A 13,036-nucleotide genomic window follows, 5' to 3' on the forward strand; every position below is an offset into this window, starting at 1 on the left:
CATATGGATAAAGGCTATATATTTGAGAAAGAAGAGATAAAGGCGTTAAAAATATTTTTAAGCTTATTCTTCGTCATATTTTTTGTGTATGATTTTGCTGAAAAGGCTATGGTCCTTTTATCAGTGGAAGATCAAAAGCCCGCAGATGTTTTTGGAGAAGGATTAGGTCTATGGTTCTATAGTTTGATGATCTTATTATTCTTTACTGGAATTTACTTTATGAAGCAGAAAAATCCATATATTGTGAAGTATATTATTTTAATTGGCTATAATATATTGGATTTTATTAATAACTTCATTATTTATTACGGAAGTGATACTGAATTTGATGGTGGAAATATAGTAGAAGGGTTCTTTATTTTATTTGCACCGATCTTTGTGAATAAAAGGTATTTTTGGTTAGTTGCCGGAGTCCTTGTCGGAAAATATGCACTGATGGGATTCGTTGTTCAATCCTTTATTGTCCTTATTCCAATGGCATTATGCAGCGGTTTTGCTATTATATGTTGGATTATATTTTTAAGATTCCAGTCTTACGTTCGCACACTTGAAATGATGGATAAAGAAATACAAAAGGTAGAAAAATTAGCGACTGTTGGAAAAATGGCAACAGTAATTGGCGATAAGATTAAAAGACCGCTAGCAAAGTTGAAAAAACTTGTGAATAAGCAAGCGGAAAAACATCCAGAAGATAAGATTTATAGTGAGATTATGAAGCAGGAAGTAGATCGTATTAATACAATCGCTACAGAACTAAGTGGGTTTGAGAAATCTAAATCGATAGAATCAGAAACTCATAATATAAAAGAAATCATCTCTTATGTTATTCGAGTTATGGAAAAGCCGGCTTTAGAACAAGGGGTAAACATACAGGCTATTTATAGTAAGGATATACCCTCAATCACATGCGATGAAAAACGATTGAAGCAAGTATTTTTCAATTTAGTAAAAAATGCGATTGAAGCAATGTCAGTTGGCGGAACTATTACTGTAAAAGTTACAGTAGAAGATGTAATTGTTATTCAAATTATAGATGAGGGATGCGGTATTCCCAAAGATAAAATTCCGAAGCTAAATGAAGCTTTTTACACAACGAAAGAAACTGGAACGGGCTTAGGTTTAGTAGTTACAGAAAAAATTATTAAAGATCACCACGGTAAATTGAACTTTGAAAGTGAAGTTGGAGTTGGAACGACGGTAGAGATTATGTTGCCGATTTAATGATAGTGCAAGAGATAAATAGAAAACATCACTTTGTCAAAAGTGATGTTTTTTTATTGATTTATTCTGCGTTAAGGTCCAATTGGTTCAACTAATAATCAGTGATGAGAGTTTCAAAATGAAACAATATACATAGGCGACTTAATATATGACTTTTAATGTGCAAAACAGGCTGGGACAAAATTTTGTTTAGCGTTATAGAGAGCAAAGAGAAGGAAAGGATTTGAAGGGGCTAATCATGTTTTTAAAGTAACGTATGAAATGTTAAGTGTAGTAAAGAGAGGTAGCTAAAGTAAGATACCTCTTTAAAAATTATAACCACCATTTTTCCTGCGGCAACAAAGTAATGCTCACATCAAAATTTTCTTTAAACCAATCGTGCATCAATGTCTTTTTCACTAAAAATTCAGAGGCAGAGTGCGATACACCGATGAGTGACATATTTGTTTCTTTTACGTAATCCATAATAAGTGAGTACTTATGCTTACCGTATTCGTTATCAATATGACAATGGATTTCCCCCGCAATGTAAGCCTCAGCACCTTTTTCTTCGGCTTCTTTCATTAAAGATACGACATCACCGCAGCCAGCAATAATTGCAATTTTTGTAATGGAGTCATGTTGTTTACCTTCAAAGTCTGTATACGGAATGTTGAAGAGTTTTTTTAGATGTTTTTGGAGTTTTTCTGTTGATGTTTCATCTATTTCGCAAATAAGGCCGACTGGTTGTTGCTCTGGACCACCGTGAGCAAATCCGTCAATTACATTAGCTTGAAGTGCCTTTGCAATTGAAATACTAGTTCCATATGTTTGATGAAAATCCATTGGACCGTGACATGTATATATAGAAAGTTGTTTTTCTTTTATTGCGTGCAAATATTTCGATGGAATTGGAACAAATCCTCGCCCTGATTTCCCGAGCGGATCACCGCATTCCATCACAAGTGGATGGTGCATGAAGAGTAAATCACCTGTCATAGATTGTGAAATGAATTTTTCAAGAACATCATCTGTAGGGAAGACAGCCAAAAATACTGTGTTTACATTTTCAGCCCCTCGTATCATAAGAACATTAAATTGTTCAACAAAATTTGCTTCAAAAAATTGTTTCCACGGAAACTGGATTTGATCATAGGTAGCTGGAATGAAACGACTAAAGGAACTGTCTTTTCCGTATTTTTCAATTTGGAATAAATGATTAAGCGATCGCTCTATTTCTTTTAAGGCTGGCATTGTAATTCCTCCTTTATCATTGCCATTTTAACATTAGTCTTAATTTTCTGTATACAACAATTAAGAAAAATAGTGGTACAATATATGAATGATATGAGAAGAGAGGATGTAGATTCACGTATGTACGTTACTGTAACAGATGCAGCATATAAAAAGATTATGGATACGATTCCAAGTGCAGCGAAATATATAAAGTTATTTTATGATAATGAAGGTTGCGGTTGTGTCATGAGCGGGATTATTGATTTAGTAGCCGTTTCAGAGAAAGATGAGCGCGATGTAAATATTGAATCAAGTGCACTAAACTTTATTGCAGATCGCACAAAGCTTGTATTTATGGATGATAAGTTAACGGTTGATTTACATGAATCTGGAGGGCACTTTCTACTGAAGAGTCCGAGCCAGTTTTATAATCCGAATATGAAGCTACATATTCGAGTATAACAAAGACAGAGAGGCGTATCATATACGCCTCTCTGTCTTTGTTTTTTCACATAATGAAATGTACATATGATTGAATTTTCTGTATAATTTTATTTGCGGAGGGGATTACGCATGAGAAAATGGGGAATTGAATTATTAATTTTAAGTGTTGTTATTATATGGGGCGTCAATTATACGATTGCGAAATACGGACTTTTAGAGTTTACAGCGATTGAGTTTACGGCACTTCGAATGATGGCAGCGGCACCGTTATTATTATTACTTACGTTCTTTATTGAAAAGTCACTTTACATGGAGCGAAAGGATATACCAAGATTAATCATCGTTAGCGTTGTAGGTATTGTACTGTATCAAACGTTATTTATGGAAACTGTCAAATATACATCCGCTACAAATGCCTCTTTACTCATTTCTATTTCACCTATTTTTACAACTTTATTTGCTATTTCGCTTAAACAAGAAAAGTTTTCTTCTCGAAAGTTAATCGGCTCTATTATTGCTTGCGGTGGTACTGTGCTTGTTCTGTTGGCGGGACATTCACTTGTTAGTTCTTCTTACGGAAACGGAATTGGACTTATTACATCAATATGCTGGGGACTTTACCCTGTTTTAGCAGGTCCTCTTATAAAAAAATATTCTGCTCTTCGTGTTACGGCATGGTCAGCAGTTGTTGGAGCAATTCCGCTTGCTGTGTTAAGTGGACCACACGTTTTTTCAATGCCATTTCATATTGCAAATGGGATGACATGGTTTGCCTTGCTTTATTCTATTTTCTTTGTAACGGTATTCGGTTTAGTTATGTGGTATGTTGGTGTACAAAAAATTGGTGCGTCGCACACGATGGTATATATGTATATTACACCGCTTATAGCGGTTTTATTTGCAGCTCTATGGGCAAAAGAATATATTTCATTACAGCAAATTATCGGTGGAATCATCATTTTCTTCGGTCTATGGTTTGTGAAGTCAGAGAAAGTAGAAGCGCAGTCTACCGTGCAAGAATCTATATCAAAATAGGAAAACAGATCACCTATGATCTGCTTTCCTATTTTTTTATTTTAGGTAAAAATACGAGAAATAAAATGGCGGTAATAAGTGGAATTAAATTAAGAAAAGGAATGCGGAAGAGTGTAATAAGAATAATTCCTGGAAGAAGAACACCGAGGACAGCATAGAAGATGCTATGATTTTTCGTGTACCAATATAATGAAAGGCCAATAAGGGCAGGGACAATGAGGTGAATGAGAGCCATTAAAAAATAAATCATTAGACGCCCCCTTTATTTATGTGCTTATTACATCATATCCGTATGTTCATAGATTGATATCATTTTTTTCATAAATGGACGAAAAATGTTTTGAAAAACGTCACATTTATCGGTGATTCTATACTAGGAATCTTGTATAATATTATTTCCTGAAAACATTTTAGTAACGTAAACATTGTGTTTATGTTGTTTTTAATTTGGATGAAATAGGTATGTAAATGAATTTTTAAGTAGTATGGACTCGAACTAAGTGAGTTATACAGCTTTGTTGGATAGATAAAAACTATTGAAGAGGAGTACAGCATGATTAGTATGTCATTAAGGTCGTTTAAAATTCAAGCGTATTATCTACTAGGGATTATGTTACTAGGTTGGGCGATAACACCATTTTCAGCTCATTTTTTAGGTGCTGGAATTGGACTTATTGTAAGCATGTATTGTGTTTGGATTTTAGGAAGGCGTATTGAGAAGCTTGGAGATAGCATTGTAAAGAAAACAAAGGCGCCGACACTTGGTATGTTTAATCGTTTTGCAGCTGCAATTCTTGGTGCCATTATTATGTATGAAATTGAGCACCATATGGTTATGTGGGCATTTGCAGTTGGTATTATGGGCGGTTATTTTTTAATTGTTATTAATTTAGGCTACTATAGTATGAAAGATGAAAAAGAATTAACGAAATAGATAAAAAGGCTAAAAAAGCTTCTTTTTAGCTGGAATAGAGGATCCGGCGGTGGATAGAAGCGGTCAGAGCTTTTTTTTGCCTCATGCCGCGTGAAAACAGAAAGAGTAAGTGAGCGAGAAATCTGTTTATATTTTTGAAGACTTGATTTGTATGTAAGAAAATCCAAGTATATAAATTGAAAACTGGTTTTGGAACCTTTTCAGGTGGAATAGAGGATCTAGCGATGGATAGAAGTGGTCAGAGCCTTTTTTTGCCCCATGCCGCGTGAAAACAGAAAGAGTAAGTGAGCGAGAAATCTGTTTATATTTTTGAAGCCTTGATTTGTATGAGAGAAAATCCAAGTATATAAATTGAAAATTGGGTTTGGAACTTTTTCAGGTGGAATAGAGGATCCAGCGGTGGATAGAAGCGGTCAGAGCCTTTTTTTGCCCCATGCCGTGTGAAAACAGAAGACGTAAGTGAGTGGGAACTAAGTTTATGTTTTCGAAGTCGTGATTTGTATGTGGATAAATTGAAGAATATATAGAAAGAAGCTTACGTGAAAAACGTAAGCTTCTTTTTTATGTAAGTATGTGTAACCGTTAAGCCGCATTGGGTTTTGTCGGTGAGTACGCGAAACTTTGTGATTACACAATACTTATTCATATGAGTAAAGGGTTATTCAACAGAAAAGTTAAATTTAAGCGATTGGACCGCCTAAGTTAATAATATCTTCAGAAACGCTATCGAATTTTTTGAAGTTTGCTTTAAACTCGTTCGCAAGCTCAATTGCTTTCGCTTTATAAGCAGCTTTATCAGCCCAAGTTTGTTCAGGCATTAATACTTCGTCAGGTACACCTGGAACGTGACGAGGTACTTCTAGACCGAAGATGTCGTGTTTTGCAGTTTCTGCTTTCGCAAGTTCACCGCTTAGTGCTGCTTGAATCATTGCACGAGTGTAACCTAAGTTCATGCGTTTACCAACGCCGTATTCGCCACCAGTCCAGCCAGTGTTTACTAAGAATACTTTTGCATCATGTTTCTCGATTTTTTCACCAAGCATTTCAGCATAGCGAGATGCATCAAGCGGTAAGAACGGTGAACCGAAGCAAGTTGAGAATGTAGCTTGCGGAGATGTAACGCCGCGCTCTGTTCCTGCTAGTTTACTAGTGTAACCGCTTAAGAAATGGTACATAGCTTGTTCTTTTGATAACTTACTGATTGGAGGCAATACGCCAGATGCGTCAGCAGTTAAGAAAATAATTGTATTTGGATGTCCTGCAACACTTGGCAGTACGATATTGTCAATCGCATGCATAGGGTATGCAGCACGTGTATTTTCTGTTAAAGTAGTATCGTTATAGTCTGCGATGCGTGTTTGGTCATTAATGACAACGTTTTCTAAAACTGAACCGAATTTGATTGCATCGAAGATTTGTGGTTCTTTCTCATGAGAAAGGTTTACACATTTTGCGTAGCAACCACCCTCAATATTGAATACACCGTTATCAGACCAACCGTGCTCATCATCACCGATTAATTTACGGTTTGGATCAGCAGATAATGTTGTTTTACCTGTTCCAGATAAACCGAAGAATAGTGCCACGTCGCCTTCTTCGCCTACGTTTGCAGAGCAATGCATAGAAAGAATATCTTGTTCTGGAAGTAAGAAGTTCATAATAGAGAAGATTGATTTTTTCATTTCTCCAGCGTATTCTGTACCACCGATTAGTACGATACGTTTTTCGAATGAAACCATAATGAATGCTTCAGAATTTGTACCGTCAACTGCTGGATCAGCTTTAAAGTTTGGTGCAGAAACAATTGTGAACTCCGATTCGTGAGTTGTTAATTCTTCTTCAGTTGGACGGATAAATAATTGATGCACGAATAAATTATGCCATGCGTATTCGTTAACAACTTGAATTGGTAGACGATAGTTGCGATCAGCGCCTGCAAATCCTTTGAATACGAATAACTCTTCTTTTTCTTTTAAGTATTCTAAAACTTTAGTATATAATTTATTAAAATGTTCTTCAGAAATCGGTTGATTCACAGCTCCCCAAGCAATTTTGTCAGCAACCGATGCTTCTTTCACAATAAATTTATCTTTAGGAGAACGTCCTGTATATTTTCCTGTTGAAGCAGAAACGGCACCAGTAGAAGTTAATTTCCCTTCATTTCGCATTAATACTTTTTCCACTAATTGCGGAACACTTAGTTGAATCTGTGCATTGCTTCCGTTCAATAATTCATGTAAACCAATTTGGACATTCACAGTACTCATAATTTATATACCATCCTTTTCATTTAATGAAATATTTCTCGTAATCCCCATCAAGAGTATAACACAATCATATAAATAATGTATACTATTTATTTGTTTTTGTTTGTGTGAATGCATCATTTCCTTATTAATATTTCATTCTATGCTTATTGAGAAAAACTTTCAGGAAAATGTGAATATTAATTGACAAATGAATATCATTTCTTTAGTATAGGTTGGGACGGATACTCTCTTATCCCGAGCTGGCGGAGGGACAGGCCCGATGAAGCCCAGCAACCTCACTTGTGATGGTAAATAACAAGTGAATAGGTGCTAAAACCTGTGCGAGGCTAATGGTCTCGAACGATAAGAGCAAAGGGCAAAAAGCAGTATGCAAGTAGCAAATTAAACCTTTCCTCTATGTTAAGTAGGAAAGGTTTTTCTGTATGCTTGTGTGGGAGAATAAATGTATGTCGCAGTTTGTGGCAAATTAAGGATGAGTTCCGTACAATATATACAATTACTGTAGGGAGGTTTACCACATGACAAAAAAACGTCATCTGTTCACATCTGAGTCTGTAACTGAAGGACATCCAGATAAAATTTGTGACCAAATTTCTGATTCAATTTTAGATGCGATCTTATCAAAAGACGCAAATGCACGTGTGGCTTGTGAAACAACTGTAACAACTGGTTTAGTATTGGTAGCGGGGGAAATTACGACTTCTACTTACGTAGATATTCCGAAAATCGTTCGTGAAACAATTCAAGGCATTGGTTACACACGTGCAAAATACGGATTCGATGCAGAAACTTGTGCTGTTTTAACATCTATCGATGAGCAATCTGCTGACATCGCTATGGGTGTTGACCAAGCGCTAGAAGCACGCGAAGGTCAAATGACTGACGCTGAGATTGAGGCAATTGGTGCAGGAGACCAAGGTTTAATGTTTGGTTTCGCATGTAATGAAACACAAGAATTAATGCCACTTCCAATCTCGCTTGCTCACAAATTAGCTCGTCGTTTAACTGAAGTACGTAAAGATGACACATTATCATACTTACGTCCAGATGGAAAAACGCAAGTTACAGTTGAGTATGATGAAAATGGTAAACCTGTACGTGTAGATACAATTGTAATTTCTACACAGCATCATCCAGATGTTACATGGGAAGAAATCGATCGCGATTTAAAAGAGCATGTAATTAAAGCTGTAGTTCCAGCAGAATTAATGGATGGAGAAACGAAATTCTTCATTAACCCAACTGGTCGCTTCGTAATCGGTGGACCACAAGGTGATGCTGGTTTAACAGGACGTAAAATCATCGTTGATACTTACGGTGGATACGCTCGCCACGGTGGCGGTGCATTCTCTGGTAAAGATGCAACGAAAGTTGACCGTTCAGCAGCATATGCAGCTCGTTATGTTGCGAAAAATATCGTAGCAGCTGGTCTTGCTGATAAAGCGGAAGTACAACTTGCATACGCAATTGGCGTAGCGCAACCAGTATCAATTTCAGTTGATACATTCGGCACTGGTAAAGTATCTGAAGATGTATTAGTAGAACTAGTTCGTAACAACTTCGATCTTCGCCCAGCTGGTATTATTAAAATGCTAGACTTACGTCGCCCGATTTACAAACAAACAGCAGCTTACGGACACTTCGGACGTACTGATGTAGATTTATCATGGGAACGTACAGACAAAGCAGCTGCTTTAAAAGAGCAAGCTAGTCTATAATATATGAAAAAAAGCTTTGTGCGGTGTGAGCGCAAAGCTTTTTTTATTTGGTTTCATTTACTACTTGAATGCATGAACTACAATACACTTCACCGTCTAGTTCAATATACTTTTTCATATTTGTCATCCCACTTGCCGGAAATGGTATATGAACCCATGCTTTTTCATACGTTTGTATTTCTTTTTTGCATGATTGGCAAACGGTTGGCTTTTTATGAAACATGCGAGATCACCCTTTCATTTGACGTGCTTTGCCCGCGCAAAATGCACTACATAGTAAAAAGAGTGTTGCGAAAATAGTGCTCATTAATGTAGCGTATGGGATTGCACCTTTCAAGGAAAATCCGACAGTGATGGAAGCGATAAATAAGAGAATAAATGTTGTTGTTAATTTTTTATAAAGTTCCATAATATGTAGACCTCCACTTTATTTTGTAGTGCAAGTTTTAACATTGAATTCTACTATGCAGAAAATATAAGGAAAGTTAAAGAGTAGCTAATGATGTGAAGTCTAAGAGTATAAGAAAGTATATTGTTTTATCTTCCTTTTTGTGGTTGTACATACTTATATTGTATCATGACGTATCAGTGGCTTCATACATAATTGTGTAAAGGTATGTATGATAAAATGAAGAAAAGTCTTTAAGGAAGGAAGGATACAAAATGAGCGCAATCGAACATAAAAAACAAGCACCAAAAGAGGTACGCTGCAAAATTGTTACGATTTCTGATACGCGTACGGAAGAGACTGATAAGAGCGGGCAATTATTACATGCATTATTAATAGAAGCGGGGCATAAAGTGACTGCTTATGAGATTGTGAAAGATGATAAAGAAAGTATTCAGCAGGCTGTGTTAGCTGGTTATCATCAAGAAGATGTTGATGTTGTGCTAACGAATGGCGGTACTGGTATTACGAAGCGTGATGTAACGATTGAGGCAGTATCAGCGTTATTGGATAAAGAGATTGTTGGATTTGGTGAGCTGTTCCGCATGATTAGTTACTTAGAAGATATCGGAAGTAGTGCAATGTTAAGTAGAGCAATTGGCGGTACAATCGGGCGTAAAGTAGTCTTTTCGATGCCAGGGTCTAGCGGAGCTGTTCGTCTTGCGATGAATAAATTGATTTTGCCTGAATTAGGTCATATTACATTTGAGCTGCACCGCCAATGAAAAGGTGTACTGGAATTGTATTAGCAGGAGGCATGTCGAGTAGATTCGGAGAACCGAAAGCGTTAGCGATTTGGAAAGGGACTACTTTTGTTGAGCATATTGTGAAAGTAATGGAAAGTACTTTGCAAGAAATTGTAGTCATTAGTCATGTTGATATAAAAGAGCGATTGGAGCAATTAATACAAGTTTCTGTTATAGAAGACATTCCGCACTATAAAGGGAACGGGCCGCTTGCTGGAATTGTATCAGGAATGGAATACATAGATTCAGACTGGTATATCATAATGCCTTGTGATGCGCCGAATGTTTCAAAAGAATGGTTTGCAATTTTAATAGAGCAAACGAGCGATGAGTATGATGCGATCGTTCCTATAATTGAAGGTAGAAAACAGCCGCTATTGGCAGCGTATCATAAACGAGTTAAAGGGAAAATTGATAAACTGCTTCAGGAAGAAAAAAGAAGTATGGGACAGCTTTTATCACAATGTAATGTGAAATATGTTGCCGGAGAAGATGTGCAAGCGAATTCGTATTGGTTTATAAATGTGAATACGAAAGAAGAATATGTACAGGCTCAAAAAGACCTTTCAAATGAATGAAAGGTTTTTTGATATACAGAAATTGGGGAACAATTGCTGTATAAAGGTATGTGAGTAAGTTTATTTTATAATTAAGCTAGTAGCTCTGCCTTGTTTCGGTGAAGGACTTCTTCATATTGGTTAAGTAAATTAAGAAAGATTTCATCCCAACTTTGTGATTTCGCATAAGACGAGGCGGCTAACCCCATTTGTTTCAATTTTTCTTCATTGTTTAATAAATAATAAATAGATGATAAAAAGGAGTCCTCATTTTTTGGCTCACATAGAAATCCAGTTTTTTCATCTTTAATAATATTTTTAACCCCACCACTATTCGCACCAATGACAGGTGTACCACATGCGAGTGATTCAAGTACGACGTTCCCAAATGTTTCAGTAGCAGATGGAAATACCATCAGATCGGAAGAAGCATAGGCTTCAGCCAAATCCTCACCTTGTAAATATCCAGTAAAGGTTACATTTGTTTTTGGAACATTTTCATGCAAGATCTTTGCAAGAGGGCCATCTCCAGCGATGAGCCAATGAATATCGTTACGTTCTTTATTGGTCATATGAATAAGTGTTTGAAGAGTGTCGATATCTTTTTCAGGAGCAAGGCGTCCGACGTAGGAAAGAACATACTTCGCTGTAATATTATATTTTTTTCGGAATAGGTCTTTATTGTAAGTTGGATGATAGAGAGAGCAATCTACACCGCGTCCCCAAATATAGAGGTTTTGAAATCCTTTATTCTTTAATTGATGTAATGTTTCAGGGGAAGGAACAAAGTTCTTTTGCATATGGCTATGAAACCATTTTAAATAGTTCCATAGCATAGTGGAGAGAAATTCAATTTTATAATAACGTAAATAGGCGTCAAAATCAGTATGATAAGAACCGACAACTGGGATGTTTAATCTTTTTGCATAATATAACCCACAAAGTCCCATGTTGAAAGGTGTGGCAATGTGAATGATATCAGGTTTAAAAGCAAGAAGTTCCCGTTTAATGCGCGGAGTAGGAAAAGAAAAGCGGCATTCTGGATATAATATTGTTAACGGGAGACTTCTCATTTTGTTCACATTCGCTACGAAATTATCTTCAGCCGTATGCTGAGGGGCGAAAACAGAATAGGCGATATTTTCTTTCTGAAAATATCGTGTTAACCGTGCCAATGTTTTCGCGACACCGTTGACTTGTGGTGTAAATGTATCGGTAAATATGGCGACTCTCATCATATCGCTCCTTTACGTGAAAAGTGGAATGAATTGATAAAAAGAGATGATGCCAGAGCAGGTGCCAAGGCACATACCTACAAATACATCTGATGGATAATGAAGCCCTAAATAAATACGGGAGATACCGACGCATAGTGCTAGTGGCAGTAGAAAAATAAGTAAGCTTGGGTTATAGCAAATAAATGGAACGAAAACAGAGAAAGCAGCTGTCGTATGACCAGATGGAAAAGAATGATCTTTTAAAGGATGTACTGGATATTTCGCATCTTGAATTGTTAAATAAGGGCGTTTTCTTGGGTACCATTTCTTTAATATTTGTACGGGAATATGGCTAATTGCTAAAGAAATGGCAGTTGCAATTGTAGCTTGATATAGAGCGCCTTTTGCAAACAATAAAAAGGAAAGGGTAAGCGCGATGGAGAAGCTTGCACCACCGATATGAGTAATGTTACGGAAAAAGATATTTAATGTTTTTTGATCAAAGTAGCGGTTAATTCCTTTGAAAATGTAACATTCTATTTTATATAATTCACTGACCTTCATGAGATTTTTCCTCCCTCATTTACATATATATGGAGATATTAGCTCCTATTCTAATAAGGTTTTGTTGAGGGAATAATAATGTTTTGTAAAGAAAAAGTTAGATTTTTTTATGAAAAAAGCTGCCAGTCTTATGGCAGCGGTAAAATTATTTTTGTAACGATTTATAATATTGTCCTTTTTCAACGTATTGTGTGCGGATACGTTCCATATCTTTACGGTCTTCTTCTGTTAATTCGCGAATGACCTTCGCAGGACGACCGAAAGCTAACGTATTAGGAGGGATTTTCTTTCCTTGTGAAACGAGACTTCCAGCACCGATGAAAGCTCCTTCACCAATTTCAGCACCATCTAATATGATAGATCCCATTCCAATTAAAGCATCTTTTTCAATTTTGCAGCTATGTAAAATAACTTGATGCCCAACTGTAACATCATCTTCTAAAATAAGAGGATACTGAGGGCTTTGGTGAAGCGTACATTGATCTTGCACATTTACTCTATTTCCAATCATCGTTGGTGATACATCACCACGAATGACTGTATTAAACCAAATACTAGACTCCTCACCAATTGTCACATCGCCTGTAATAGTAACATAGTCAGCGATAAAAGCACTACTCGCAATTTTCGGATTTTTTTCTTTGTAAGGATATATCATGTAAAGCCT

The 13,036-nt window shown here is 36.4% G+C and carries 15 protein-coding genes and 1 riboswitch; of the genes, 7 read left to right on the forward strand and 8 right to left on the reverse strand.

Going from position 1 to position 13,036, the window contains the following annotated elements; genetic code table 11:
* The first annotated feature begins 3 nt into the window (after positions 1 to 3).
* Positions 4 to 1,221 (forward strand): ATP-binding protein, encoded by a 1,218-nt coding sequence (locus VK90_RS18980; RefSeq protein WP_048374425.1) that lies wholly within the window; start codon positions 4 to 6, stop codon positions 1,219 to 1,221.
* A 312-nt stretch (positions 1,222 to 1,533) separates the two neighbouring features.
* Here the strand turns inward: VK90_RS18980 and VK90_RS18985 are convergent, their stop codons facing one another.
* Positions 1,534 to 2,454, reverse strand: coding sequence for a Nif3-like dinuclear metal center hexameric protein (locus VK90_RS18985; protein ID WP_048374426.1), 921 nt, complete (start codon positions 2,452 to 2,454; stop codon positions 1,534 to 1,536).
* A 120-nt stretch (positions 2,455 to 2,574) separates the two neighbouring features.
* Between VK90_RS18985 and VK90_RS18990 the strand changes: the two genes are divergently transcribed.
* Entirely contained in the window at positions 2,575 to 2,898 is a 324-nt protein-coding gene (locus VK90_RS18990; RefSeq protein ID WP_048374457.1) for an iron-sulfur cluster biosynthesis family protein, read from the forward strand.
* Positions 2,899 to 3,009: 111 nt separating this feature from the next.
* The gene (locus tag VK90_RS18995; protein ID WP_048374427.1) at positions 3,010 to 3,915 is read left to right on the forward strand and encodes a DMT family transporter; all 906 of its coding nucleotides are present in this window, start codon (positions 3,010 to 3,012) and stop codon (positions 3,913 to 3,915) included.
* Between the two features lie 28 nt (positions 3,916 to 3,943).
* Here the strand turns inward: VK90_RS18995 and VK90_RS19000 are convergent, their stop codons facing one another.
* The gene (locus VK90_RS19000) at positions 3,944 to 4,165 is read right to left on the reverse strand and encodes a hypothetical protein (RefSeq protein WP_000639048.1); all 222 of its coding nucleotides are present in this window, start codon (positions 4,163 to 4,165) and stop codon (positions 3,944 to 3,946) included.
* Between the two features lie 303 nt (positions 4,166 to 4,468).
* On the opposite strand from VK90_RS19000, the gene VK90_RS19005 reads away from it, so the two are divergent.
* Entirely contained in the window at positions 4,469 to 4,849 is a 381-nt protein-coding gene (locus VK90_RS19005; protein WP_002173884.1) for an ATP synthase subunit I, read from the forward strand.
* Positions 4,850 to 5,529: 680 nt separating this feature from the next.
* Here the strand turns inward: VK90_RS19005 and pckA are convergent.
* Entirely contained in the window at positions 5,530 to 7,116 is a 1,587-nt protein-coding gene (gene pckA / locus VK90_RS19010; RefSeq protein WP_025148898.1) for a phosphoenolpyruvate carboxykinase (ATP), read from the reverse strand.
* 229 nt (positions 7,117 to 7,345) lie between these two features.
* Positions 7,346 to 7,468: riboswitch (SAM riboswitch) on the forward strand.
* Between the two features lie 169 nt (positions 7,469 to 7,637).
* Here pckA and metK point away from each other — a divergent pair.
* Complete coding sequence (gene metK / locus VK90_RS19015) at positions 7,638 to 8,837, forward strand: methionine adenosyltransferase (RefSeq protein ID WP_025148899.1); 1,200 nt, start codon at positions 7,638 to 7,640, stop codon at positions 8,835 to 8,837.
* Positions 8,838 to 8,880: 43 nt separating this feature from the next.
* Here the strand turns inward: metK and VK90_RS19020 are convergent, their stop codons facing one another.
* Positions 8,881 to 9,060 carry a hypothetical protein gene (locus tag VK90_RS19020; RefSeq protein ID WP_048374428.1) on the reverse strand — a complete coding sequence of 60 codons (180 nt, stop codon included), beginning with the start codon at positions 9,058 to 9,060 and terminating at the stop codon, positions 8,881 to 8,883.
* A gap of 6 nt (positions 9,061 to 9,066) precedes the next feature.
* Positions 9,067 to 9,246 carry a hypothetical protein gene (locus VK90_RS19025; protein WP_025148901.1) on the reverse strand — a complete coding sequence of 60 codons (180 nt, stop codon included), beginning with the start codon at positions 9,244 to 9,246 and terminating at the stop codon, positions 9,067 to 9,069.
* A gap of 254 nt (positions 9,247 to 9,500) precedes the next feature.
* On the opposite strand from VK90_RS19025, the gene VK90_RS19030 reads away from it, so the two are divergent.
* On the forward strand, positions 9,501 to 10,010 hold the full coding sequence (locus VK90_RS19030) for a MogA/MoaB family molybdenum cofactor biosynthesis protein (protein ID WP_048374429.1): 510 nt from the start codon (positions 9,501 to 9,503) through the stop codon (positions 10,008 to 10,010).
* Positions 10,007 to 10,609: a molybdenum cofactor guanylyltransferase gene (locus VK90_RS19035; RefSeq protein WP_048374430.1), complete on the forward strand. Its 603-nt coding sequence runs from the start codon at positions 10,007 to 10,009 to the stop codon at positions 10,607 to 10,609. Before VK90_RS19030 ends, VK90_RS19035 begins: the two co-directional genes overlap by 4 nt.
* A 71-nt stretch (positions 10,610 to 10,680) precedes the next feature.
* Here VK90_RS19035 and VK90_RS19040 read toward each other — a convergent pair whose 3' ends face one another.
* The 3 genes from VK90_RS19040 to VK90_RS19050 all read right to left on the reverse strand — a co-directional run bounded on the left by VK90_RS19040 (position 10,681) and on the right by VK90_RS19050 (position 13,027).
* Positions 10,681 to 11,823 (reverse strand): glycosyltransferase family 4 protein, encoded by a 1,143-nt coding sequence (locus VK90_RS19040; protein ID WP_048374431.1) that lies wholly within the window; start codon positions 11,821 to 11,823, stop codon positions 10,681 to 10,683.
* 12 nt (positions 11,824 to 11,835) lie between these two features.
* Entirely contained in the window at positions 11,836 to 12,369 is a 534-nt protein-coding gene (locus tag VK90_RS19045) for a phosphatase PAP2 family protein (protein WP_048374432.1), read from the reverse strand.
* Between the two features lie 145 nt (positions 12,370 to 12,514).
* Positions 12,515 to 13,027 (reverse strand): gamma carbonic anhydrase, encoded by a 513-nt coding sequence (locus tag VK90_RS19050; protein ID WP_002173875.1) that lies wholly within the window; start codon positions 13,025 to 13,027, stop codon positions 12,515 to 12,517.
* Between the last annotated feature and the right edge of the window lie 9 nt (positions 13,028 to 13,036).

Source organism: Bacillus sp. LK2 (assembly GCF_001043575.1).
GTDB classification, from domain to species: Bacteria; Bacillota; Bacilli; order Bacillales; family Bacillaceae_G; genus Bacillus_A; species Bacillus_A paramycoides.